The 23,538-nt window shown below is 60.7% G+C and carries 20 protein-coding genes; 2 read left to right on the top strand and 18 right to left on the bottom strand.

Translation table 11 applies throughout. The features are described 5' to 3' along the window. Window positions 1–98 precede the first annotated feature (98 nt). The 4 genes from urtD to urtA form a co-directional block, all read right to left on the bottom strand. Complete coding sequence (urtD, locus tag PFAS1_RS08215) at window positions 99–971, bottom strand: urea ABC transporter ATP-binding protein UrtD (protein ID WP_076028819.1); 873 nt, start codon at window positions 969–971, stop codon at window positions 99–101. Further along, complete coding sequence (urtC, locus tag PFAS1_RS08210) at window positions 968–2,047, bottom strand: urea ABC transporter permease subunit UrtC (RefSeq protein WP_076028818.1); 1,080 nt, start codon at window positions 2,045–2,047, stop codon at window positions 968–970. The genes urtD and urtC overlap by 4 nt, the downstream gene beginning before the upstream one ends. Continuing rightward, window positions 2,047–3,549, bottom strand: a complete 1,503-nt coding sequence (gene urtB / locus PFAS1_RS08205) for an urea ABC transporter permease subunit UrtB (RefSeq protein ID WP_076028817.1) — start codon at window positions 3,547–3,549, stop codon at window positions 2,047–2,049. Before urtB ends, urtC begins: the two co-directional genes overlap by 1 nt. Window positions 3,550–3,692: 143 nt before the next feature. Further along, a complete protein-coding gene (gene urtA / locus PFAS1_RS08200; RefSeq protein ID WP_076028816.1) occupies window positions 3,693–4,958 on the bottom strand; it encodes an urea ABC transporter substrate-binding protein in 1,266 nt (421 codons plus the stop codon). Window positions 4,959–5,243: 285 nt separating this feature from the next. Between urtA and PFAS1_RS08195 the strand changes: the two genes are divergently transcribed. Further along, a complete protein-coding gene (locus tag PFAS1_RS08195; RefSeq protein WP_076028815.1) occupies window positions 5,244–8,594 on the top strand; it encodes a hypothetical protein in 3,351 nt (1,116 codons plus the stop codon). Between the two features lie 31 nt (window positions 8,595–8,625). Here PFAS1_RS08195 and PFAS1_RS08190 read toward each other — a convergent pair whose 3' ends face one another. The 4 genes from PFAS1_RS08190 to PFAS1_RS08175 all read right to left on the bottom strand — a co-directional run bounded on the left by PFAS1_RS08190 (window position 8,626) and on the right by PFAS1_RS08175 (window position 13,600). After that, window positions 8,626–9,636 (bottom strand): FecCD family ABC transporter permease, encoded by a 1,011-nt coding sequence (locus PFAS1_RS08190; RefSeq protein WP_076028814.1) that lies wholly within the window; start codon window positions 9,634–9,636, stop codon window positions 8,626–8,628. Further along, window positions 9,633–10,580: an ABC transporter substrate-binding protein gene (locus PFAS1_RS08185; RefSeq protein ID WP_076028813.1), complete on the bottom strand. Its 948-nt coding sequence runs from the start codon at window positions 10,578–10,580 to the stop codon at window positions 9,633–9,635. The genes PFAS1_RS08190 and PFAS1_RS08185 overlap by 4 nt, the downstream gene beginning before the upstream one ends. Beyond that, window positions 10,577–11,365 carry an ABC transporter ATP-binding protein gene (locus tag PFAS1_RS08180; RefSeq protein ID WP_076028812.1) on the bottom strand — a complete coding sequence of 263 codons (789 nt, stop codon included), beginning with the start codon at window positions 11,363–11,365 and terminating at the stop codon, window positions 10,577–10,579. Before PFAS1_RS08180 ends, PFAS1_RS08185 begins: the two co-directional genes overlap by 4 nt. A 114-nt stretch (window positions 11,366–11,479) precedes the next feature. Further along, window positions 11,480–13,600 carry a TonB-dependent receptor gene (locus PFAS1_RS08175; RefSeq protein ID WP_076031506.1) on the bottom strand — a complete coding sequence of 707 codons (2,121 nt, stop codon included), beginning with the start codon at window positions 13,598–13,600 and terminating at the stop codon, window positions 11,480–11,482. Between the two features lie 314 nt (window positions 13,601–13,914). Here PFAS1_RS08175 and PFAS1_RS08170 point away from each other — a divergent pair, with 314 nt between their 5' ends. Then, window positions 13,915–14,226, top strand: a complete 312-nt coding sequence (locus PFAS1_RS08170; RefSeq protein WP_156886705.1) for a hypothetical protein — start codon at window positions 13,915–13,917, stop codon at window positions 14,224–14,226. A 69-nt stretch (window positions 14,227–14,295) separates the two neighbouring features. On the opposite strand, the gene PFAS1_RS08165 is transcribed toward PFAS1_RS08170, so the two are convergent. The 10 genes from PFAS1_RS08165 to cbiE all read right to left on the bottom strand — a co-directional run bounded on the left by PFAS1_RS08165 (window position 14,296) and on the right by cbiE (window position 23,405). Then, window positions 14,296–15,663 (bottom strand): PepSY-associated TM helix domain-containing protein, encoded by a 1,368-nt coding sequence (locus tag PFAS1_RS08165; RefSeq protein ID WP_076028810.1) that lies wholly within the window; start codon window positions 15,661–15,663, stop codon window positions 14,296–14,298. 142 nt (window positions 15,664–15,805) lie between these two features. Next, window positions 15,806–17,923: a TonB-dependent copper receptor gene (locus PFAS1_RS08160; RefSeq protein WP_076028809.1), complete on the bottom strand. Its 2,118-nt coding sequence runs from the start codon at window positions 17,921–17,923 to the stop codon at window positions 15,806–15,808. A gap of 191 nt (window positions 17,924–18,114) precedes the next feature. Further along, window positions 18,115–18,543 (bottom strand): DUF2946 domain-containing protein, encoded by a 429-nt coding sequence (locus PFAS1_RS08155; protein WP_076028808.1) that lies wholly within the window; start codon window positions 18,541–18,543, stop codon window positions 18,115–18,117. Window positions 18,544–18,563: 20 nt separating this feature from the next. Further along, the gene (locus PFAS1_RS08150) at window positions 18,564–19,043 is read right to left on the bottom strand and encodes a copper chaperone PCu(A)C (RefSeq protein WP_076028807.1); all 480 of its coding nucleotides are present in this window, start codon (window positions 19,041–19,043) and stop codon (window positions 18,564–18,566) included. 48 nt (window positions 19,044–19,091) lie between these two features. After that, window positions 19,092–19,490, bottom strand: a complete 399-nt coding sequence (locus PFAS1_RS08145) for a DUF2946 domain-containing protein (protein ID WP_076028806.1) — start codon at window positions 19,488–19,490, stop codon at window positions 19,092–19,094. Between the two features lie 99 nt (window positions 19,491–19,589). Next, window positions 19,590–19,880, bottom strand: coding sequence for an addiction module antidote protein (locus PFAS1_RS08140; protein ID WP_074873403.1), 291 nt, complete (start codon window positions 19,878–19,880; stop codon window positions 19,590–19,592). 3 nt (window positions 19,881–19,883) lie between these two features. Continuing rightward, complete coding sequence (locus PFAS1_RS08135) at window positions 19,884–20,186, bottom strand: type II toxin-antitoxin system RelE/ParE family toxin (RefSeq protein WP_074873405.1); 303 nt, start codon at window positions 20,184–20,186, stop codon at window positions 19,884–19,886. A gap of 204 nt (window positions 20,187–20,390) precedes the next feature. Further along, window positions 20,391–21,107 (bottom strand): cobalt-precorrin-6A reductase, encoded by a 717-nt coding sequence (locus PFAS1_RS08130; RefSeq protein ID WP_076028805.1) that lies wholly within the window; start codon window positions 21,105–21,107, stop codon window positions 20,391–20,393. Next, complete coding sequence (locus PFAS1_RS08125; protein ID WP_076028804.1) at window positions 21,104–22,201, bottom strand: cobalt-precorrin-5B (C(1))-methyltransferase; 1,098 nt, start codon at window positions 22,199–22,201, stop codon at window positions 21,104–21,106. Before PFAS1_RS08125 ends, PFAS1_RS08130 begins: the two co-directional genes overlap by 4 nt. Further along, window positions 22,194–23,405, bottom strand: coding sequence for a precorrin-6y C5,15-methyltransferase (decarboxylating) subunit CbiE (gene cbiE, locus PFAS1_RS08120; protein ID WP_076028803.1), 1,212 nt, complete (start codon window positions 23,403–23,405; stop codon window positions 22,194–22,196). Before cbiE ends, PFAS1_RS08125 begins: the two co-directional genes overlap by 8 nt. Window positions 23,406–23,538 lie beyond the last annotated feature (133 nt).

Below are 23,538 nucleotides of genomic sequence, written 5' to 3'. Positions count from 1 at the left end.
GCTTGCTCGCGAAGGCGGTGTGTCAGGCAACTTTTATGTTGAATGTGCCGACGCCTTCGCGAGCAAGCCCGCTCCCACATTGGTATGTGTTCGCAGTTCTAGCGGCCGAGGTACACCTCGATCACGCGTTCGTTGTCCTGCACCTGCTCCAGCGACCCTTCGGCCAGCACGCTGCCCTGGTGCAACACGGTGACGTAATCGGCGATGGAGCCGACGAAGCCCATGTCGTGTTCCACCACCATCAGCGAATGCTTGCCCGCGAGGCTCTTGAACAGTTCGGCGGTGAATTCGGTTTCGGCGTCGGTCATGCCTGCCACCGGCTCGTCGAGCAGCAACAGTTGCGGGTCCTGCATCAGCAACATGCCGATTTCCAGAAACTGCTTCTGACCGTGGGACAACAAGCCCGCCGGGCGATTGACCGAACTGCTCAGGCGAATCGTGTCCAGCACTTCGCTGATGCGATCTTTCTGTTCGCCACTCAGGCGCGCCCGCAGGCTGGCCCACACCGATTTGTCGGTTTTCTGCGCCAGTTCCAGGTTTTCAAAAACGCTCAAGGCTTCGAACACGGTCGGTTTCTGGAACTTGCGACCGATGCCGGCCTGGGCGATTTGCACTTCGCTCATCTGCGTCAGGTCGAGGGTTTCGCCGAACCAGGCCTTGCCGTGACTGGGCCGGGTCTTGCCGGTGATCACGTCCATCAGCGTGGTCTTGCCCGCGCCGTTGGGGCCGATGATGCAGCGCAATTCGCCGACGCCGATGTACAGGTTCAGATCGTTCAGCGCTTTGAAGCCATCGAAGCTGACGCTGATGTCTTCCAGGGTCAGGATCGTGCCGTGGCGCGTGTTCAGGCCGGGGCCGGCGCGCTGGCCGAGGCCGATGGCGTCACGGCTGCTGCCGGCGTCCCGGTTGGGTTCCAGCGGTGGAAAAAACGCCGGTTCGAGCATGAATTCAGCCGTTGCAGTGACTCTCATTGTTCACCCCTTTTTTTCAGCAGACCGATCACGCCTTTGGGCAGGTACAGGGTCACGACGATGAACAGCGCGCCGAGGAAGAACAGCCAGTACTCCGGAAACGCCACGGTGAACCAGCTCTTCATCCCGTTGACCACCCCGGCGCCGAGCAGCGGGCCGATCAGCGTGCCGCGACCGCCCAGCGCCACCCACACGGCGGCCTCGATGGAGTTGGTCGGCGACATTTCACTCGGGTTGATGATCCCGACTTGCGGCACATACAGCGCGCCGGCCAGGCCGCACAACACCGCGCTCAACACCCAGACAAACAACTTGAAACCGCGTGGATCGTAGCCGCAGAACATCAAGCGGTTTTCTGCATCGCGCAGGGCGGTCAACACCCGGCCGAACTTGCTCTGCGCCAGACGCCAGCCGATGAACAGGCTCGCCACCAGCAACACCACGGTGGCGAAAAACAGCACCGCGCGAGTCCCCGGTTCCGTGATGCCGAAGCCCAGAATGGTGCGGAAGTTGGTAAAGCCGTTGTTGCCGCCAAACCCGGTTTCGTTGCGGAAGAACAGGAGCATCCCGGCGAAGGTCAGGGCCTGGGTCATGATCGAGAAATACACGCCCTTGATCCGCGAACGGAAGGCGAAGAAACCGAACACCAGCGCCAGCAACCCCGGCGCCAGCACCACCAGGCACATCGACCAGAGGAAGCTGCTGGTGCCGGTCCAGTACCACGGCAATTCAGTCCACGACAGAAAGGTCATGAACGCTGGCAAGCCATCGCCCGAGGCCTGGCGCATCAGGTACATGCCCATCGCATAACCGCCTAGGGCAAAGAACAAACCGTGACCGAGGGACAACAGGCCGGCGTAACCCCAGACCAGATCCAGCGCGAGGGCGACGATGGCGTAGCACAGAATCTTGCCCACCAGCGTCAGCGTGTAGGCCGAGACGTGAAACGTGCTGTCCGGCGACAACAACGACAGCAGCGGCAACGCCAGCAACAGAGCGAGGATCAGCGCGCCAACGGCGATCGTGACTTTGGGGCCGGCTTTTTGTGTTGCGGTAACGAGCAGGGGCTGATTCATCAGTCGATCACCCGTCCTTTCAGTGCGAAGAGGCCTTGCGGACGTTTCTGGATGAACAGAATGATCAGCGCGAGGATCAGGATCTTGCCGAGCACGGCACCGATCTGTGGTTCGAGAATCTTGTTGGCGATACCGAGGCCGAACGCCGCCAGCACGCTACCGGCCAATTGACCGACGCCACCGAGCACCACCACCAGGAACGAGTCGATGATGTAGCTCTGGCCGAGGTCCGGGCCGACGTTGCCGATCTGGCTGAGGGCTACGCCACCAAGGCCGGCGATGCCCGAACCGAGGCCGAAGGCGAGCATGTCGACGCGCCCGGTCGGCACGCCACAGCAGGCCGCCATGTTGCGGTTCTGGGTGACGGCGCGCACGTTCAAGCCCAGGCGCGTCTTGTTCAGCAGCAGCCAGGTCAGCACCACCACAAACAGCGCGAAGGCGATGATCACGATGCGGTTGTACGGCAGCACCAGATTCGGCAACACCTGAATCCCGCCTGACAACCAGGCCGGGTTTGCTACTTCAACGTTCTGCGCGCCGAACAGCAGTCGCACCAGCTGAATCAGCATCAGGCTGATGCCCCAGGTGGCCAGCAAAGTTTCCAATGGGCGGCCGTAGAGGTGACGAATCACCGTGCGCTCCAGCGCCATACCGATGGCGGCGGTGACGAAAAACGCCACCGGCAACGCGATCAGCGGGTAGAACTCGATGGCTTGCGGGGCGAAGCGCTGAAACATCAGCTGCACCACATACGTCGAGTACGCGCCGAGCATCAACATCTCGCCGTGGGCCATGTTGATCACGCCGAGCAGGCCGAAGGTGATTGCAAGACCTAACGCCGCCAGCAGCAGAATCGAACCCAGGGACATGCCACTGAAGGCCTGCCCAAGCATCTCGCCGATCAGCAGTTTGCGTTTGACCTGGGCCAGGCTGGTTTCGGCAGCGGTGCGCACATTGGCATCGGCTTCGACACCGGGCTGGAGCAAGCCTTCGAGGCGGGTGCGAGCCAGCGGATCGCCGGTTTCACCCAGCAGACGCACCGCGGCGAGGCGTACGGCCGGGTCGGTGTCCACCAGTTGCAGATTGGCCAGGGCCAGGCTCAAAGCGGCGTGAACACTTTCATTTTTTTCGCCTGCCAGTTGCTGGTCGAGGAATTTCAACTGCGCCGGTTTGGCGCTTTTCTGCAATTGCTGCGCGGCGGCCAGACGGATTTTGGCGTCGGCGGCGAGCAACTGGTGGCTTGCCAGTGCGGTGTCGATCAGACCCCGCAGGCGATTGTTCAGGCGCAGGGTTTTTGGTTGGCCATCGACCGTCAACTCGCCTTGTTGCAGGGCGTTGATCAATTCGATGCGGGCGGCATCGGGCTGCGCGGCCCAGGCTTCCAGAAGCCTGGCTTGCTGCATGGGATTGGCGACGACGAAGTCTTCGGCGTCGCCAGAATGCGCGGCCATCGGCAGTAACAGCGCGATGGCGAGGATGAAACGGTAAAGGGCAGTGGGCATGTCATTGGCCTTGCGTATTGATCGTTCCCACGCTCCGCGTGGGAATGCCTCACCGGACGCTCCGCGTCCGCTTTTGGGACGCGGAGCGTCCCTGGCTGCATTCCCACGCAGAGCGTGGGAGCGATCAGGCTGTGCGGGGTGGCTTAGTTGCTCTTCACCGCATAATCGGGCTTCTTGTCGTTACCCTGGATGAACGGGCTCCACGGTTGAGCACGGATCGGCCCTTCGGTCTGCCACACCACGTTGAATTGACCGTCGGCCTGAATCTCGCCGATCATCACCGGTTTGTGCAGGTGGTGGTTGGTCTTGTCCATGGTCAGCGTGTAACCCGACGGCGCGGCAAAGGTCTGGCCAGCGAGGGCTTCGCGGACTTTGTTGACGTCGGTGGACTTGGCTTTCTCGGCCGCTTGCGCCCACATGTGGATGCCCACGTAGGTGGCTTCCATCGGGTCGTTGGTCACCGCTTTGTCGGCGCCCGGCAGGTTGTGTTTCTTGGCGTAGGCTTTCCAGTCGGCGACGAATTTCTTGTTCGTCGGGTTCTCGACCGATTCAAAGTAGTTCCAGGCCGCGAGGTTGCCCACCAGCGGTTTGGTATCGATGCCGCGCAGTTCTTCTTCGCCGACCGAGAACGCCACGACCGGAACGTCGGTGGCTTTCAAGCCCTGGTTGGCCAGCTCTTTATAGAACGGCACGTTGGAGTCGCCGTTGACGGTGGAGATGACCGCAGTCTTGCCGCCCGCCGAGAATTTCTTGATGTTGGCCACGATGGTTTGATAGTCGCTGTGGCCGAACGGGGTGTAGACCTCTTCGATGTCCTTGTCGGCCACACCTTTGGAGTGCAGGAACGAGCGCAGGATTTTGTTGGTGGTGCGCGGGTAGACATAGTCGGTGCCCAACAGGAAGTAGCGCTTGGCGCTGCCGCCTTCTTCGCTCATCAGGTATTCCACCGCCGGGATCGCTTGCTGGTTCGGCGCGGCGCCGGTGTAGAACACGTTCGGCGACATCTCTTCACCTTCGTACTGCACCGGGTAGAACAGCAGGCCGTTGAGCTCCTCAAACACCGGCAACACCGATTTACGCGACACCGACGTCCAGCAGCCGAACACCACGGCGACTTTGTCCTGGGTCAGCAACTGACGGCCCTTTTCGGCGAACAGCGGCCAGTTCGATGCCGGGTCGACGACCACCGGTTCCAGCATCTTGCCGTTCACACCGCCCTTGGCGTTGATCTCGTCGATGGTCATCAGCGCCATGTCTTTGAGCGAGGTTTCGGAGATCGCCATGGTCCCGGACAACGAATGCAGAATACCGACCTTGATGGTCTCGGCGGCCTGGAGGCTCCAGGTCATGCCCATCGCGGCAATGCTTGCCGAGAGTGTGAAAGCCTTGATCAAGCTGCGACGCTTCATTGTGCGATCTCCATGAACTTATGAATTTTCTTGGTTGGCAGATGCGGACTACTGAAGGGTCTTTAGCAAGGGCTGTGCCTAACACCGGAAGTGCTTTTGCGCGGGGGTGAAAACGTTCGGCGCAGCTACTTGTTGCACCGTGAACGGGCATAAAAACGCTTGCGTGCACGGCGATGCGTCCAAGTGGTGCCGAGCGCACGAAGTAGTAACTATGTACCGCCTGGGCAATGCTTTGCGGTGCGAGAGTGGGGATCACCCTTGAATGACTCAATGGAGCTCCACTGCATGGACGAACAACCCCAACAACTCGCGCCGACCCGGTCGGACTCGGCACTGAACATATTGGAAAGGGCGTTTCTTTCGGCGGACGATGCCGCTCGTTATGCCCATGAGCGAATCGGCCGCCACCGTAACCGCGGGTATTACGGCTATATCCTTCAGCGAAACGATCAGCGGTTTGTGCTCACCGACCTGACCGGGCATCCGGTCAGCATGACTTCCCATCACAAGGTGATCCCCGACAAGCATGTCTTGCACAGTCGTTTCTATTCGCATCCCGCGCTTTCGACGCTCGACGTCGCCAAGGTTACGCAGCTGAAATGGACTGTCGAAGACGCCGCGACCAGCCTGTTGATGTTCAGCGTTGACGAACTGCGCGACAGCCTGCAGAGCGGTCTGCCGGCTTATCTTTCAGGGGCCGAAAACAGCCTGATCGGTTTCACTCCCGACAGGCTTCGTACGTCGAGCCTGCTGGCGCAACTGGGCACCGAGGCCGCCCCTGGCGTGTTTGCCCTGGGAATGAAGACGGGAGCCATCAAACCGGAGCAATTCGTCGAGGAGGCAGCAGCGGCCGGTGATTTGCAAGTCCTTGTCAGCAACGGTCGCTGGCGGCCCCGGGAAAGAATAACCGGACCTGTCGTCGCCGGTCCTTGGGAACGTAGCGTGCCGGACCGGGTGTCGTTCGGCGCGGTTTCCCGGTCGGCCGATGAGGCGGCACTCGAGCGCTACGCCAAAGACACCGAGCGGCATGACGAAGAACGGACCTGGTTCGGATTCATCCTCAAACAACAAGGCAAGGAAGAGTACATCGCCACTGAACTGGTCCCGGTCAGCGATGGGAGAGACAAACTTTACTCGTTGCGCAGCCTGTTTGGCGTTGCCCGAAAGGCCGGGGACTATGACTATCCCGAGTCATTCAAGCTCCACGCCTTTTACTATTCGCGCCAACGGGTCAAGCATGCCCGCGACCCGGCCAGGCGCTGGCTGGCGCACCACTTCATTGTGCCCAGGGATCTGTTTGTGGTGGTTTATGACTCCAACAAACGTCCGGTGCTGGACCCGGACAGGGTCATTCCTCTCTACGTCTCGACTCAGGACGGAGCCCTGCTCAAATACGTCCCGCGCAAGGGCACCAAGCTGTTCGACAACGACACCCCCGGCATGGGGCTGGAGGATATCCAGAAAAACCTGGCCAGTGGTGTGCTGACCCCGACGGGTTTTGTCAGAGTGGTCGCCAACAGCGGTGTATTGCAGGTGACGCGCACCAATGTCTGCTGGGACAGTAAAGGGCTGGTCGACAAGCACTGGCAGTCAAGCATGAACCTGCAACGGCGCACCCTCGGCCCGGTATTTCTGACGGCTGATGATGCGGCTCTGCATGCGCGTTCGCAAATACCGAGCGGTAGCGCCAAGGCGTTTGGCGGTGTGATCCTGAAACGAGCCGATGGTTTTTTTGTGGCCACCGATCCGATCGCTATCCTGCGAGAAGACTTTGATATCCCTTGGGTCTTCCCGGACGAAGCCGTGACGCTTGGCCAGTTTCCGGCGGGGTGTTCGGTGGTGGCGCGCTATCGCTCCCGAGTGCCTCGCGAGTTGCCGGTACTGCTGTCGAAAGTCGACAAGGAGGTGTATCTCAACATGCTCTCCGCCGATGTCGCGTACACCGCATTCACCCGCGAAGGGCAAACGCTCGATGAATACTTTCTGGCGCCGGACGGCGCGACCATTCGCTATCGGGCCGGGTTATGGGCACGATTCAAAGCCGACCTGGCCATTGCCCTGGGCACTTCGGGCAAGCCAGGGCGAGAGCTGGATGCCGCATCGATCAAGGAACAAATCTATCGGGGGCTGCTGTCTCCGACAAACTGGGTAAAAAGCCTGGCAAAGTCCGGTTACCTGCAAGTGGTTTCAGGGAGCCCGCTATGGGGCCCGGCTCGTACCGTGACAGAATTCGAAGCCTATCCCCCGGCCGCCGCAGTAACTTCCGGCTATGCACGAGCGGTTGCCGAGCCGGCCTGTAGCCCGATGTACCTTCGAGAACAGGACGCGGCCTGTTTCGCTCATGAACGGGCACGCAATCGTTCAGCGACGGGGTTTGGATTCGTTCTGAAAAATGCCCGTACCGGCGTCTTCATTGCGACCCTGCCCATTGACGTGCAAGGCACATGGTTGGCGTATGAGCGAATCTTTCCCGGTGTACTCCCTTCTTCCCACGTCAGCAGCGCGATTCACCTGTGCGCGGGGCAAGCGCCGCAAAAGCTGTCGGACGATGATTACCGGCATTTCCTTTCCCCCATGGACGTGAGTCTGGCCCGTGACGCTGCGCGAACGCCCCATGGCTTCAGGCCGATTTATTTCTCCTGCGCCGATGGTGCCTTGTTGCGATTGTTGCTCAGCCCCTTCGACCCGGACCTTTCGCGAGACAAATTCGGCCAGTACGAATTCAAGGACAATCCGTTTGCCGCGCTCGAGCACGCGCAGCGTGACTGGAAGGACATCGGCGAGGGCAGGTTCAGGCTGAGTAGTTACATCCAGCGAATGGCCAAATCCGGAGAACTGGAGGTCCTGGTGACCAGCGCCTATTGGTCCCGAAAAGGCAAAGTGAGCCAGAACTGGCGGCCCCGCATGCCTTCTGTTTCCGTGGATGAGCAGTGGGCAAACAGCCCTGCGCCAGCCTTGGGACCGATATTCCATCATCCTGACGACGCGGCCCTTTATGCGCAGTCGCGGCTGGGCAGTCACGAGAGTCAAACGACAGTGCACGCCAGCGGGATTTTGAGCAGCCCCGGCACTAATTCCTTTGTTGCACTGGAGCCCATTGCAGACCCTGGGTATCCCAATGAAGCCATCAAGCGGGTTTTCCGTATTGCGAGTGATCCCTTGACCTCCCCGCGCAATAAACCGCCACGTTTTCCCGACGGCTACACATTGGTGGCCGGCCATCAGCTTTTCCAGGTCGCAGGCTCGACACTGGCCGAACGCTCCGATGCAACTGACGCAAACTTCGCCTCTCCGGCCCAGGTGCATGCGCACACCCATGCCTTGAAAGCCAAAGGGTTCGATATCAACGCCTACTACTATTCGACGCGTTATGGAGCATTGCTTAAATACACACCAACCTATTCGGCCTCGGAGCGAACATTGCTGCTGACCCAGCCAGTTCAGCTCGTCGAAGGAAAGTGGGCCACCGTGCTGTCGACCGATGTGTTTATTACCCGTCTGGCGGACATCGGCAATTTGCAGGTGCTCAAGCCTGCGTATTTCTGGAATCAGGCCAGGCGCCTGGGCTCTGACTGGGGCCTCCGACGCCAACAGATTCAGGATATCTTCCCCCACCCCACGCGGGATGAGTTGTAAGGGGGCGGGGTAGCGGTCACAGCCGTTGGCTTCAGCGCCTGCGCATCAGACCGATGAAAAACAACCCGCCAATCGCCGCCGTGGCTATGCCGATCGGCAAATCCTCGGGGGCGATCAGGGTGCGGGCGGCGACGTCGACCCAGACCAGAAAGATGCTTCCCGACAACACGCACACCGGCAGCAACCGCCGATGCTCCGCCCCGACCAGACGCCGCGCAATGTGCGGCACCATCAGCCCGACAAACCCGATAGACCCGCTGATCGACACCAGCACCCCGGTCATCAGCGACGCAATCAAAAACACCCGCAAGCGCACGTTGCGAGCATTCAGGCCGAGGGTGACGGCAGTCTGTTCGCCGGTCATCAACGCATTCAACGGTCGAGCCATGCCCAGCAGCAACACCAGACCGAGCAACACGCTGGCTGCCGGTACCGCGAGCAACTCCCAACGCGCCAACCCGAGCCCACCGAGCATCCAGAACATCACCGCCGAACTCGCGCGATGGTCGCCAAGAAACAGCAGCAGATTGGCGATCGCCATCATCACGAAGGACACCGCGACGCCGCACAACAGCAGCCGATCACTGTCGAGCCGTCCGTTGCGGTTGGCGATCATCAGCACGATCAACATGCTCAGCAACGCGCCGATAAACGCCGCGATCGGCAAGGTCAGCAGGCCAACGATTTCACCGACATGCAGCACCACGATCACCGCGCCGAGGGTCGCGCCGGAGGTGACCCCGAGCAAATGCGGGTCGGCCAGCGGATTGCGCGTCACCGCTTGCAGCACCGCACCGATCAGCGCGAGCCCGGCGCCCACCAACGCACCCAATAACATGCGCGGCACGCGAATCAGCCAGACGATGTGTTGCTGCCCGGCGGCCCAGTCCGGCACGCCGACACCGAAAATCTTGTGCAACAGAATCCGCCACACCACGTCCACCGGCACCCGCGCCGGACCGAAGCCCAGCGACACCACGCACGACACCAGCAACAACGCGCCGAGGGCCATCAGCAACAACGCGTAGCGACGATTGATCATTCGCGGTGGAAACCCTTGGCCAGGGTTTCGACTGCCAGCACGTTGTCGATCCCAGGCGTGGCTTGCACATACGGAATCACGATGAAGCGCTGGTTCTTGATCGCGTCCACCGATTGCAGCGCCTGGTTGTTGAGCAGGAACTCTTGCTTCTGCTCGGCGGTGACTTCGCCGTAATCAACGATCACGATCACCTGCGGATTGCGCTCGACCACGTTTTCCCAATTGACCCGGGTCCAGCTCGCCTCGACATCATCGAGAATATTGCGCCCGCCGGCAGCGTCGATCAGCGCTTGCGGCATACCGAGGCGGCCGGACGTCATGGCGCGGTCTTCACCGCTGTCATAGAGGAAGACGCGAGGTTTGTCCGTCGGCAGATCCTTGCGCACTTCGGCGACCTGCGATTGCATCCGGGCGATCAAGGCGTTGGCGCGATCCTGCACGTCGAAGATTTTGCCGAGGTTGCGCAGGTCGTTGTAGGTGTCTTCCAGACTGGCCGGCGGACGCTTCATCACGAACGCGCAGGACTCCGTCAGCTCGTAGACATCGATGCCCAGCGGCTGCAACGTTTGCGGTGTGAGATCACCGCCGACGCGCATGCCGTAATCCCAACCGGCGAAGAAGAAATCAACGTTGGCGTTGAGCAGGGTTTCCACCGACGGGTACTTGGCCGCCAACTCCGGCAAGCCCTCGAGGATGGTTTGCATCTGCGGCGTGACCGACTTCCAGCCGGTCACACCGCTATACCCGGCCATGCTGGGTTTCAGACCGAGGGCCAGCAGCATCTGGGTCATGTTGATGTCGTGGCTGACCGCGTGTTTCGGCGCTTGCTTGAAGGTCACTTCGCGATTGCAGCTCTGCACGGTCAACGGGTAGTGGGTGGCCTCGGCAAATGCTTGGGCATTGCCCAGCAACAGAGCGGCGCAAAGCAGGGAACGCAAAATCATGGTTGGGTGATCCAGGTAATTCGTGGGTAGCCGTGCAAGGGATGTTGATCGATCAGCGCTTCGACGCCGAACACATCGCGCAGCAGTGGGGCGGTCAAGACTTCTTCGGGCGTGCCACTGGCGACGATGCGGCCGTGATTGATCACATACAGCCGATCACAGAAAGCAGCCGCCAGATTGAGGTCGTGGATGCTCGCCAAGGTGCCGATCTTCAGGCGTTTGACCAGCTGCAGCAGTTCGAGCTGATACCGCGGGTCGAGATGATTGGTCGGCTCGTCGAGGATCAGCATTTGTGGTTGCTGAGCCAGGGCGCGGGCGAGGATCACGCGTTGTTTTTCACCGCCGGAGAGGGTGGCGAAGTCATGGTCTTCGAAGCCTTTCAGACCGACTGATTCGAGGGCCTGGGTAGCGAGTTTTCTGTCCTCCAGAGTGTCGCCGTCGAACAAGCCTTTGTGCGGTGTGCGGCCCATGGCGACGACTTCATCGACGGTGAGGCCGAAGGCGTCGGGGAATTCCTGCAGGACCACGGCGATGCGTTGCGCGCACCAGCGCGAGGATTGCTTCCAGACGTTGTGATGGTCGAGCTTGACCTCGCCGCGCTCGGGTTTGCTGAAGCGCCAGGCACAGCGCAGCAAGCTGGTTTTGCCGCTGCCGTTGGGGCCGATCAGGCCGACGAACTCACCCGGGAGCACGCGCAAGGTCGCCTCACGCAGTTGGAACTGGTGATGGCAATGGCCGTGGCCCAAGGGTGTCCAGGCGAGGTTTGTGAGGTTCAGCGAGGTCATGCATCTACTCTGAAATTTTCGGTGTTGCTGATGACGCCTTCGCGAGCAAGCCCGCTCCCACATTGGAATGCGATCTAATGTGGGAGCGGGCTTGCTCGCGAAGGGGCCCTTGAATCAAAAGGTGTAATCAGCCGTGACAAAAAACGATCGGGGTTCGCCGAGGATCCACTGCTGCCCCTCATTGTATTGGCTTTGCGCATACTGCCGGTCAAACAGATTGTTCACCTGCAACCCCAGCGTCGTATTCCGCAGCGCCTTCCAGGACAGCGTGGCGTCCACCACGGTGTAGCTCGGCAGCTCATTCTGGTTGGCCATGTCCGCAAAACGCGCATCCACATAACGCACGCCGGCGCCGGCCTTCAAGTCATCATTGATCGCTTTGCTCAGCCACAGATTCGCCGTGCGCCGTGGCACGTCCACCGGACGATTGCCGTTGCGCGACACCGGTATACCACTCACCACTTCTTCGAAATCGTCGAACCTGGCTTTGACGATGGCCGCATTGGCCTGCAGTTGCCAGGCGTGCGGCAGTTGCAGGTCGAGGCTGGCTTCGAGGCCGTTGGTCGATTGCTGGCCGACCTGCTGTTTGAGCGTCGGATTGCCCGGGTCGTCAGTCAGCAGTTTCTTTTTGACGATGCGATACGCCGCCAGCGTCCACTCGCCGCGCTGATCCCAGAACAATTGCTTCACGCCGATCTCGGCCTGCTTCGCGGTGGACAAGTCATATTGCTGCTGGCTCGGGCTCAGGGAAATCAACCCGCCGACACCGTCGGTGCTGGTGGCGTACTGACCGTAGAACGAGGTGTCAGGCGTCACGGCAAACACCAGTCCAGCCTTCCAGTTATTACCGGTCAGGGTCTTGTCGCTTTGGCTGCCATCCACCAGATTGTCGCGGTCGACGTGCACGTAATCGCGGCGCACGCCGGTCACCAGCGACCAGCGTTCGCTCAACTGCGTGCGGTTTTCGGCGAAGGCCGACAGCTGTTTTGTCGTCGACTGGAACTGATCACGGTACGGGTCGGCGCTTTCAAAACTACCGCGCTGTGGGTGATGAAAATCGATCGGTTGGCCATTCGGTAACGCGTCATTGAACGGCGAGTTGCTGTCGAGCTGGAAGCGAATCCGGTTGTAATCGACACCCGTCACGGTCTGGCTTTCGAGGCCGAACAGGGTGTGTTTGAAGGTGAAGGTCTGGCGATCACCGATCTGCTCCTGCTTGTGGCCGATGCCGAAATACCCGCTGCGGCTGAGCTGTTGAGTGTCGCGGTCGAAGTTGTAGTTCTCGGCGTTCTGCCAGCGGCGTTGGGCCTTGAGGTAATACAGCTCGTTAGTCGAATTGACGCTCTCGGGGAGTTGCCAGTCGCTGGTCAGCCGCGTCCATTGATCGTTGTAGTGCTGCTTGTCGTTGCTGACGTTGTAGTTCTTGTCCCGCAGGCCTTCGTGAAAGCGCCCGTTGATCAGCGGCGTGCCGAAGGTGTTCATCGGCTTTTGATCGCCGTAATCGTGGGCTAGGGTAAACGCCAGATCGTCGGTCGCTTGCCAGCGCAGGGCGGCGCTGATGAAGTCGCTGGACGAATCGCCGCGATCAACCCAGCCGTTGCTGCGCAGGCGATTGAGGTTCAAGCGGTAGCTCAAGGTGTCACTCAATGAGCCGCCGCTGTCGAAGGCCTGTTGCTGACCGTCATAGGAACCGTAGCCGAGACGAACATGGTTTTCGATCTCGCCTTCAAACGGTTTTGTCGGGATCACATTGACCACCGCGCCGGTCGCGCCTTCGCCGTACAGCACCGATGCCGGGCCGCGCAGCACATCAACGCGCTCCACCGACCACGTGTCGACCGGGAAGGTCACGGTGCCCATGCCGGTGTACATGCGGTTGCCGTCATACAGCTGCATCACCGAACCCTGCCCGGTAAAACCTCGTGCCGACAACGACGTGCCGCCATCGCCCGGCGTGCCGGTGCGGCTGATCCCGGTGCTGCGCGACACGGCGTCTTGCACACTGCGATCACCCCGCGCGCGGATCTGTTCGCCGGTCAGGCTTTCGACGCTGGCAGGGGTTTCCATTGCAGTGAGGTTCAGGCGCGAACCGGCAGTGGTCGGGGTGTTCAGGCTGACGGTTTCGTCGTCATTGACCTCGGCGGTAATGGTGCCGGTGGGCAGCGTCAACGGTTGCGCGTCGGCGCTGTGGTTCATGGCGAGCAGGCAGAGGCCGGACAAGAGGTACTTGTTCATCGGGGCGGTGAACCACTTATGCAAAGAAAACCCGCAACATTCCTGTGGCGGGCAGGCGGTCCATTTACGTTATGCAGTAACACTAAAAAAGACCGGGGTAAGCGCGCGAAGTCTACAGATCGCTCTAATACGCGCATCTCGGCTGACTCATGATGAAGGTGAGGCGGATTCAGGTTGTTGGCGATATTTCCTGTGGCTCTGAAAAAAATCGATGTAAGTCCAAGTTGGTCGAAAAAACTGTCATTAATGACAGTTACCGCGCCAGTGAACAGCTCATAGCATGGAATGGCCTACTTCTTACGAGGGACATACCCATGAAGCGCTCAATCGTTTTAAACGGACTTGCTTTGTCAGCCATGCTGCTGGGGCTTCAGCAAATGGCTTATGCGGATGCGTGCACGGACGCGTGGAACGCTAGTTCCGCCAGTGAAACTTGCCCCAATAAAGATAAAGTTAACAACGGCATCACTATTACGGATTTGGGCAATGGACAGTGTCGAATCCAGACCTTTTGTTCGACCGATGTCGCAGATAACTCCAATCCGACGGACATTACGGTGAATCTGGCGGATGTCCCTACGCTGAACAATTGCTACGGAATCGTACGTGGCTACGCTTGCAATTAGCCTTAGCGAATGATGGCGCACAGCGCGGGTCATGCTTGATGCCGCGCTGGGCTGTCCGTCTACCCTTAGTCAGGCTGAAGCGTTGCTGGCGACCCGCCGCGACAACAGCAGCCGATCCAGCCCCCACACCACAATCAACGAAGCCCCCACCAGCGGAAAAATCACCGCCAGCGTCAGCATGATCGCCACGCCGGTTTTCCATTTCGGCAGGTCGTGGCGCAGCGGCGGAACTCCGAATTTTCCTTGTGGACGGCGCTTCCACCAGATCACCACACCGCTGACGGCGCTGAGCAGGATCATCAGGCAGATCAGCAGGATGATGATCTGGTTGAGCGGGCCGAACATCTTGCCTTCGTGCAGCATCACGCCGATTTCTGTTGCACGGGCGACGGTGCCGTACTGCTCGAAGCGCACGTCGGCGAGGACATTGCCGGTGTACTGATCGATATGCAAGGTGGCGTCGTTGCGCGGGTCGTCGGCGAACACGGCGATGGTGAACACGCCAGTCGCGGTGGTCGGGAAAGTGATGCTGTAGCCCGGTTCGACTTTGCGTTGCACGGCGATGTCCTGCACGTCTTGCAGGCTGATGGTCGGTGCGGCGGGACCCGCTTGCGTGCCGCTGTGGGCCATATGTTCGGCGTGGTCGCCAGACATTGGCATCGGTGTGTTTTCCATCGCCCACGGCACGGTCTGGCGGGTGGCGGTGTTGAGGCTGCGGGCCTCGACATCGGACTGGGGCACGTTGTCCCACATCGCGGCCGGAAAGACGTTCCACACTTGCGCGTATTGCTTGCCCCAGAACCCGGTCCAGGTCATGCCGCTGAGCAGCATCACCAGCAGCAGCGACGCGCCCCAGAACCCGGTCACCGCGTGCAGGTCACGCCAGAGCACTCGACCGCGACTGTTCAAGCGCGGCCACAAGATGCCGGCTGCCTGGCCGCGCGGCCACCACAGAAAGACCCCGGAGACCACCAACACCACGCCCCAGCCGGCGGCCAGCTCGATCAGTCGGTCGCCGACGGTGCCGATCATCAATTCGCCATGAATCGCTCGCGCGACGGCTTGCAGATTCTTTTTCGCGTCTTGCTCGCCGAGGATGTCGCCGTGGTAGGGATCGACGAAAACGTTGAGCTCGGTACCAGCATTGAGCACGACAAATTGCGCGCTGCGTTCGGCGTTGATCGGTGGCAAATACTGCTTGATCGTGGCTTGTGGGTAAGCCTCTTTCACCCGCTTGAGCAGGTCATCGGCCGGGACGCTGTGATGCCCGGCCGGAACGTTCAGCAAGCTGCCGTACATCAATGGGTCGAGTTGCGGCTTGAACAGGTAAATGATGCCGGTCAGGGCCAGCATCACCATGAAAGGCGCGACGAACAGACCGGCATAGAAGTGCCAGCGCCAGGCCAGGTTGTAGAAATTCGGTTTGGGCTGTTTCATCACGTGTGCTCCGCTAGGCTTGGGTCTTTTAGTTGTTTGTTTGCGGTTGCTGCGCAACCGATCGCGAGCAGGCTCGCTCCCACAGGTTCAACACGGTCCATGTGGGAGCGAGCTTGCTCCGGGCGGCGTTCCGACGATGCGTTTAGAAGCTCATGTCCACTTTGGTCCAGAGCGTGCGCCCCGGTTCTTTAATAGCTTGCGGGTCATTGGCCGGGTAGCCGAAACCGGCGTTGCCGGCCAGGTTCAAGTGCTCGGCGTACGCTTTGCCGAACAGGTTGTCGACGCCGGTGCTGACCTTCCAGTTTTGGTTGATCCGGTACGCGCCATTGAGCGAGAACACGCCAAAGCCCGAGGTCTTGTCGAAGTCCTTGCCGACCACGTTGCCCTTGTTCTGGTCGATGCGGTTTTGCGCCGCAACCACTCGCCACAACGCCCCGGCGCTCCAGTTGTCTTCGCTGTAGGTCAGGCCGAAACGGGCGTCCAGCGGCGGCATTTGCGGCAGTGCGTTGCCGTCGCTGCTGTTCTTGCCCCAGGCGTAGGCCAGGGTCGCATCGGCTTTCCAGTGACTGGTCAGCTTGTAGGCCGCACCCAATTCGCCGCCCATGATTCGTGCGTCGATGTTCTGTGCTTGCGAGGTCGTGCCCATCATGGTTGGCGTGTAGTTGAACAGGATGTAGTCGCGCACCTGCCCGACGTAACCCGAGGCCCAGGCTTCGAGGTCTTCGGTCTTGTATTGCAGGCCGAAATCGAGCTGGGTGGTTTTTTCAGGCTTGATCGAATCGAAGGCATTCACCGAGCCAGCGGGGCCGGATTTGGGTGAAAACAGCTCCCAGTAATCCGGGAAACGCTGGGTGTGGCCGAGGCCGGCATACAGCGTGGTCGGGCTGTCGGCCAGGTCATGCTCGTAACGGACGAAGCCGCTTGGCAGTGTGTCGGCACGGGTGTCGTCGGCGGTCGGATTAGGGCGCGCCATCATCCCGGAGCCCTTGGTCTGCCGGAAATCCTTGGCCGAAGCACGGTCCAGGCGTGCGCCGGTAATCAACCGGTCACGGTCGGCGGCGTACCAGGTCAATTCGCTGAATACGCCATAGTTGTGGAAGTCGGCATCCTTGTTGCGCGGCACATCCTTGTAGGCGTCGACGCCCATGGCGCTGCGCTGGCGATGTTTGCTGGTCTGCGCATCGATGCCGCTGATCAACTGCACATCGGCCCAGCGCCACGTGGCCTTGATCCGTGCGCCGAGGGTTCGACGGTCGACATTGGAAGCCATGGGGCCGGCCATCATCCCGGTGCCGGACGGCGTGCGCAGGGTGTAGTTGTCCATCACGTGGTCGGCGTAGTTGTAGTAAACCTGCGCCTCGACCTTGTCCAGCACATCGCCGATGTTCGACTGCTCGAAACGCAAGCCCAGGCTTTCGCGCAAGAACTGCGAACCGTCCATGCCGCGACCGGCGTAACGCGCTTCGCCATCGCCCTTGCCGGCGGTGAGTTCCAGCAGGGTGTCGGCGTCCGGGGTCCAGCCCACCGCAACGTCGCCATTCCACTTGTCGTAGCGCGACGGCACGGTGTCGTTGTTGCCATCCCGGTAATCGTCGGCATGCGCGGTGTTGCCGATTACTCGCACGTAACCCAATGACCCGCCGGCAGCAGCATCCACCACTTTGTCGAAACGGCCGTTGGAGCCCGCCAGCACGCTGGCGTTCACCCGCGTGCCGAGTTCGCCGAAGCTTTCCGGTTCACGGTCGAAGAGGATGGTCCCGGCCGATGCGCCCGGTCCCCAGAGCACGGTTTGCGGGCCTTTGATCACGGTCAGCTTGTCGTAAGTTTCCGGCGAGATGTACGAAGTCGGTGCGTCCATTCGGCCGGGGCAGGCGCCGAGCAACTGGCCGCCATTGGTGAGGATGTTCAACCGCGAGCCGAACATGCCGCGCAGCACCGGGTCACCGTTGGTTCCGCCGTTGCGCACCAGGGCGAAGCCGGGAATGGTTTTCAGGTAATCGCCACCGTCGCTGGCCGGCACCGGTTGGCGCGGGTCCTTGGGGTTGGTGACGATGGTCAGTGGTGAACTCGGGGCGATGGCGGTGATTACCGTCGGGCTCAGTTCTTCACTGTGACCGGTGTGTTCATCGGCCAGCACCATGGGAGTCAGCAGTGCCCCGCAAAGGAGGGCGGTGGCGTGCCTGAAGCGAACGCGAGATTCGTTCAGGGCAAAAGAAGCCTGGGCAGTGCTCAAGCGTGTGTCAGCAGAAAACCTGGACATGACATTTTCCATCGAACAGTCGTAAACGACACGGCCGGCAGCCTGCGCATTACTTGTGGGAGCGAGCCTGCTCGCGAAAGCGGTGTGTCAGACGACATGAATGTTGACTGACACTCCCTCTTCGCGAGCAGGCTCGCTCCCACAGGTTGCTGTGGCTGTCTTCGAAACCGTGTGAGATCGGAGGTGGGTGTTTACGCGGCGATGGGCGGAGCGCGGGTGCGGGCGCCGGGGAAAAAGGTTTGCCGGGCGTGGCCCAGGCGAGGGGAGGGAGTGGTGAAGGTGGTGGCTTTGGGCGTGTCGAATGCGACGAAGGACTGGCCGCCAGTCAGCGCCGGGCAATTGAACAGCAGGCTGCAATAGCCGCATTTTTCCCAGAGTGCATGGTGGTCGGCTTTTGGTGGACAGTGCTCGGCCGCGGCTTGCGCGCCGTGGTCGGCGTGCTCCATTGCCGACATGTCCATCGACATCGACATCGAGGCGCGTTGATCCATCGGCATCGACTGAGAAATCAGCGGGCCGATAAAGATCATCAACATGGCGAACAGGCTGATCCAGCTGCCGCTCGTCAGGCTTAACGGCTGACGACGGTGTGCGGATGACCTGGCGCTAAGCGGGCGCATGGGGGTTTTTGCTCAGTCGCTTATTGGGCGTGGGCGTGCGTCTGCATGCTTTCCGGCGGCTTCTTCTGCACCGAGACGTCGACCGTTACGTCGCCGGACTTCTCGAAATGCATCGTCAGCGGGAAGCGTTTGCCGTCGCTCAGCAGGCTGCGGTCTTTCAGGTTTACCAGCATCACGTGGTAGGCCATCGGCGCAAAAGAGACGTTGCCACCGGCAGGAATGTCGACGCTCGGCACCTGCTGCATTTTCATCAGGTCGTTTTGCATGACGTGCTCGTGCAACTGGGCTTCGCCTGCAATCGGCGAGACGACGCTAAGCAGTCGGTCGGCGGTTTTACCGCTGTTGTGAATCACGAAATACGCCGCCACCGTTGGCGCGTTGGGTGGCAACTCCTGCGACCACGGATGGGCGATCTCAAGTTCGCCAGCCTTGTATTCGTGAGCATTGGCAAAACAGGCAGGCAGCAGCAATACAGCCAGGACGATGAGTTTGTTCAACATGGCAGTTCTCCAGAACGATTCGAAACGCAGGTCAATTGCGAGAAGGAATCACACCAGAGGGGAAGCGCGGGGGTTGAGGCTCGGCCATTGCTGGCGCGGTGTCGGTGTATCGAGAGAGGCATCAGGCAGGCTTCGATTGGCGTCGAAACGCGCGAAGTACAGTTGCGGTGTGTGCCCGGGCAACGCCACCAACGGCGCGGAACCTGAACAGCACCAGCAATGCTGCATGTTGGAGTGATCGTCACTCTGCGGGGCTTTCTGTTCGATATCGCCCAGGGAAATCGCCACCAACTTCGTGCCGCTGGACGAACAGAAACTGCCCCACAACAACTGCTCGGCAGGCGATTTCGCCGTCTGCGCCATCGCTCCCGTCATCGGCATGGCGAGCATGTTGAACAGCACTGCGAAGCAGGCGATCCAGGCAAATGCGAGCCGTTGTCGGGACATGGGACAAATCCGGTTGGGTGGGGGGATCAGGCGCGGCTATTTAGCCTGATCAGGGCCGATAAGTAAAAAAGCGGCGTGCGGTGTGGTGTCGCAGTGCAATCAGAGAGCGCTGGCATGCAGGCGCAGACCTAATGCTTTCATCACTTTCATGATAGTCGCGAATTCCGGGTTGCCAGTGCTGCCCAATGCTTTGTACAGACTTTCACGACCCAGCCCCGCGTCACGGGCAATCTGTGTCATGCCCTTTGCTCGGGCTATGTCGTTAAGGGCTGCACGTATGAGCACTCCGTCGCCAGCATCTTCTTCAAAACAGGCGTCCAGGTAAGCCGCCATTTCTTCTGGTGTTTTTAGAAATTCGGCGGCATCGAAACGGGTGAATTGTTCGGCCATGATTTACTCCTCATTACCGATGTTTTGCGCCATTTGAATGGCGCGTTTGATGTCTCGTTTTTGAGTCGACTTGTCACCGCCCACCAACAGCAGATAAACCACTTCACCTCGGCGGGTGAAATACATCCTGTAGCCAGGACCGTAATGCACACGCATTTCATAAACAGCTCCACCCACCGGTTCGCAATCACCAAAATTTCCATGCTCGGCAGCTCGGAGCCTGGCAATGATGCGAGCTTTGCCAATGATGTCTTTCAGTGAGTCGAGCCAGTCAGCAAATGCTCGGGATCGTTCGAAGTCGATCATGTTTGATCGTATTCCTTGGGATACAGGTTGGCAAGCCGCACTTTCCTCGGGACGAATTTAGTCGTCCCTCAGGATGTAAGGTCGGTGTGCTTGTTCGGATCAGGGGGCTCGGACTATAGGATCGAAGCCATAGAGTGGATAGCCGGCTCCGTCCGAGAGTGTTGCCGGCAAAGTCGCAAGGTTATGGGGGTCTCAGGAATCGTCTTACACCGATAGGGCTTTCAGTGCTTCACTCACCGACCCAAACTCCCGATCAACCCCCGGCAACACTGGCCGCTGCAAAACAATCACCGGCACCCCACGCTCCCGTGCCACTTCCAGCTTCGGCTCGGTCGCGGTGCTGCCGCTGTTCTTGCTGATCAGCACATCAATCTGCCGACGTTCAAACAGTTCACGTTCATCCTCGATCAGAAACGGCCCACGCGCGCCGATCACTTCGCAGCGTTCGTTGCCGGGGTAAACGTCCAGTGCGCGCAAGGTCCAGAATTGCTCTGGCGGGATTTCATGCAGATGCTGCAAGGGTTCGCGGCCGAGGGTGAACAACGGTCGCCGGAACGGTTTCAGTGCTTCGATCAACCCGGCCCAGTCGCTGACATCCCGCCAGTCATCGCCGGCCTGTGGTTGCCAGGCCGGGCGCCGCAGGGCCCAGCAGGCAATACCGCTCAACCGTGCAGCGGTGGCGGCGTTCTGGCTGATTTGTGCGGCGTAGGGATGGGTTGCGTCCAGCAGCAGCTCGATCCCTTCATCCTGAATGAACTGCGCCAGCCCTTCGGCACCGCCATAACCGCCAACGCGAACCTGGCAGGTCAGATCTGTCGGCACTCGCCCCACGCCGGCCAGGCTATAGATGTGTTCCGGTCCGAGGGTCCGGGCGATGGCCAAGGCTTCTGTCACGCCACCGAGCAACAACACGCGCTTCATTGAAAAGCTCCTGCATGGCCAACAATCCCGCCCTGGCGATCGATGGCGAACACTTCGACCTGAACCTGCGTCGGCACCACGCTGCGGGCAAAGTCCAGCGCGTGCTGACACACCGCGTCACCGAGCGCGATGCCCGCAGCGCTGGCCATCGCCAAGGCTTGCTGGCTGGTGTTGGCTTCGCGAATCCCTTGCTGCAACGCCTCATCGGCGCCAATCGCCGACGCCCACTCGGCCAGTTGCGGCAGGTCGATGCTGGAGTGTCGACTGTGCAAATCCATGTGCCCGGCCGCCAGTTTGCTGATCTTGCCGAAGCCGCCGCAGAGGCTGAGTTTATCCACAGGCACTTTGCGCAGGTGTTTGAGCACGGCGCCGACGAAGTCGCCCATTTCGATCAGGGCGATTTCCGGAAAATCGTAGACCCGGCGCATGGTGTCTTCACTGGCATTGCCAGTGCACGCGGCGATGTGCAGGTAACCGTTGGTTTTGGCGACGTCGATGCCTTGGTGGATCGAGGCGATGTAGGCCGCGCAGGAGAAGGGCCGGACGATGCCGCTGGTGCCGAGGATCGACAAACCGCCGAGAATCCCCAGGCGCGGGTTCATGGTTTTCAAGGCCAGCGCTTCACCGCCTTCGACATTCACCGTGACGTCGAAACCACCCATGTAATCAAGCTCCTCGGCCAACAGCGTCAGGTGCTCGCTGATCATCTTGCGCGGCACCGGGTTGATCGCCGGTTCGCCGACGTTCAGCACCAGACCGGGCCGGGTGACGGTGCCCACGCCACGGCCGGCACTGAAGCGGATGCCCGGCTCGCTGTGCAGGCGCACCTGGGAAAAGAGCAGGGCGCCGTGAGTCACGTCGGGGTCGTCGCCGGCGTCCTTGATCGTGCCGGCTTCGGCGCCGTCGTCCGTCAGCCGACAGAATTCCAGGCGCATCTGCACCCGCCTGCCTTTGGGCAGAATGATCTCGACGGCGTCTGCTTCTACGCCACTGAGCAGCAAGCGCGCCGCCGCAAGGCTGGTGGCGGTGGCGCAGCTGCCAGTGGTCAGGCCGCTGCGCAGCGGTGCGGGTTGTTCGGCGGTTTCGTCACGCATCGAGGGGTTTCGTCACGTCCAGCAAGGTAATCGGCAGCGCCTGACGCCAGGTGTCGAAATCGCCCAGCGGTTGCGCCTGAGCGATATGGACTCGTGTCAGCTCACCGCCGTGCTGCTCGCGCCAGGCCATCAATGTCATTTCACTTTGTAGCGTGACGGCGTTGGCGATCAGTCGACCGCCGGGTTTGAGTTGTGCCCAGCAAGTATCGAGTACGCCCTCGCGGGTGACGCCGCCGCCGATGAAAATTGCGTCCGGGCGTTCCAGACCGGTCAAGGCTTGTGGCGCACTGCCGCGAATCAGTTGCAGACCGGGGACACCCAAGGCATCGCGGTTGTGTTCGATCAACAACTGCCGACCTTCATCCGCTTCGACAGCCAGTGCCCGGCAGCTCGGATGAGCGCGCATCCATTCGATGCCGATCGAACCGCTGCCAGCGCCGACGTCCCACATCAACTCACCAGGCACCGGGGCCAGGCGTGCGAGCGTGATCGCGCGGACATCGCGCTTGGTCAGTTGACCGTCGTGCTTGAAAGCTGAGTCCGGCAGACCGGCCAATCGGGAGAGGCGCGGCGTGTTGGGTTCGGCAATGCACTCGATGGCGACCAGGTTCAGATCGGCGATCACAGGATCGTTCCAGTCATTGGCGACACCCTCGATGCGGCGTTCGGCGGCACCGCCCAGATGTTCCAGCACGGTGAGGCGACTCGCACCGAAACCGCGCTCACGCAATAACGTCGCGATCGCGGCCGGGCTCTTGCTGTCGTTGCTCAACACCAGCAAGCGAACACCGCTGAACAACTGCGCATTGAGTGCGGCGATGGGACGAGCAACCACCGAAAGCGTGACGACATCCTGCAACGGCCAGCCCATTCGCGCCGCCGCCAGCGAGCAGGAGGAGGGCGCCGGCAGTATCAGCATTTCATCGTTGGGCAGTTTCCGGGCAAGGCTTGCGCCCACGCCAAAGAACATCGGATCGCCGCTGGCCAGCACGCAGACCGGCTCGCCGCGTAGCGCCAAAACCGGATCAAGGGAGAAAGGGCTGGGCCACAACTGCCGCTCACCACGGATGCACACCGGCAGCAAATCCAGTTGCCGCTGACCGCCAATGATCCGCGAAGCGCGCAGCAGAGCGTGCCGAGCGTTTTTGCCCAGGCCCTTGAAGCCGTCCTCGCCGATTCCCACTACTGTCAGCCACGGTGACATCTATCGCCCTCAAATATAGTCCTCAAATGGACTGTTCCGACGGGCAGGCTTTTCATGCCGTCGAACAAAGCAGGCATAATACCGCGCCTTCGCCCGCGAAGCGCCTTTCCCACACAGCCGGTCGCCCCCTTGA

The sequence above is a fragment of the Pseudomonas frederiksbergensis genome (assembly GCF_001952935.1).
Taxonomy (GTDB): Bacteria; Pseudomonadota; Gammaproteobacteria; order Pseudomonadales; family Pseudomonadaceae; genus Aquipseudomonas; species Aquipseudomonas frederiksbergensis.
The sequence above is the reverse complement of the archived record's forward strand: the minus strand, read 5'-3'. Positions and strand labels throughout refer to the sequence as shown.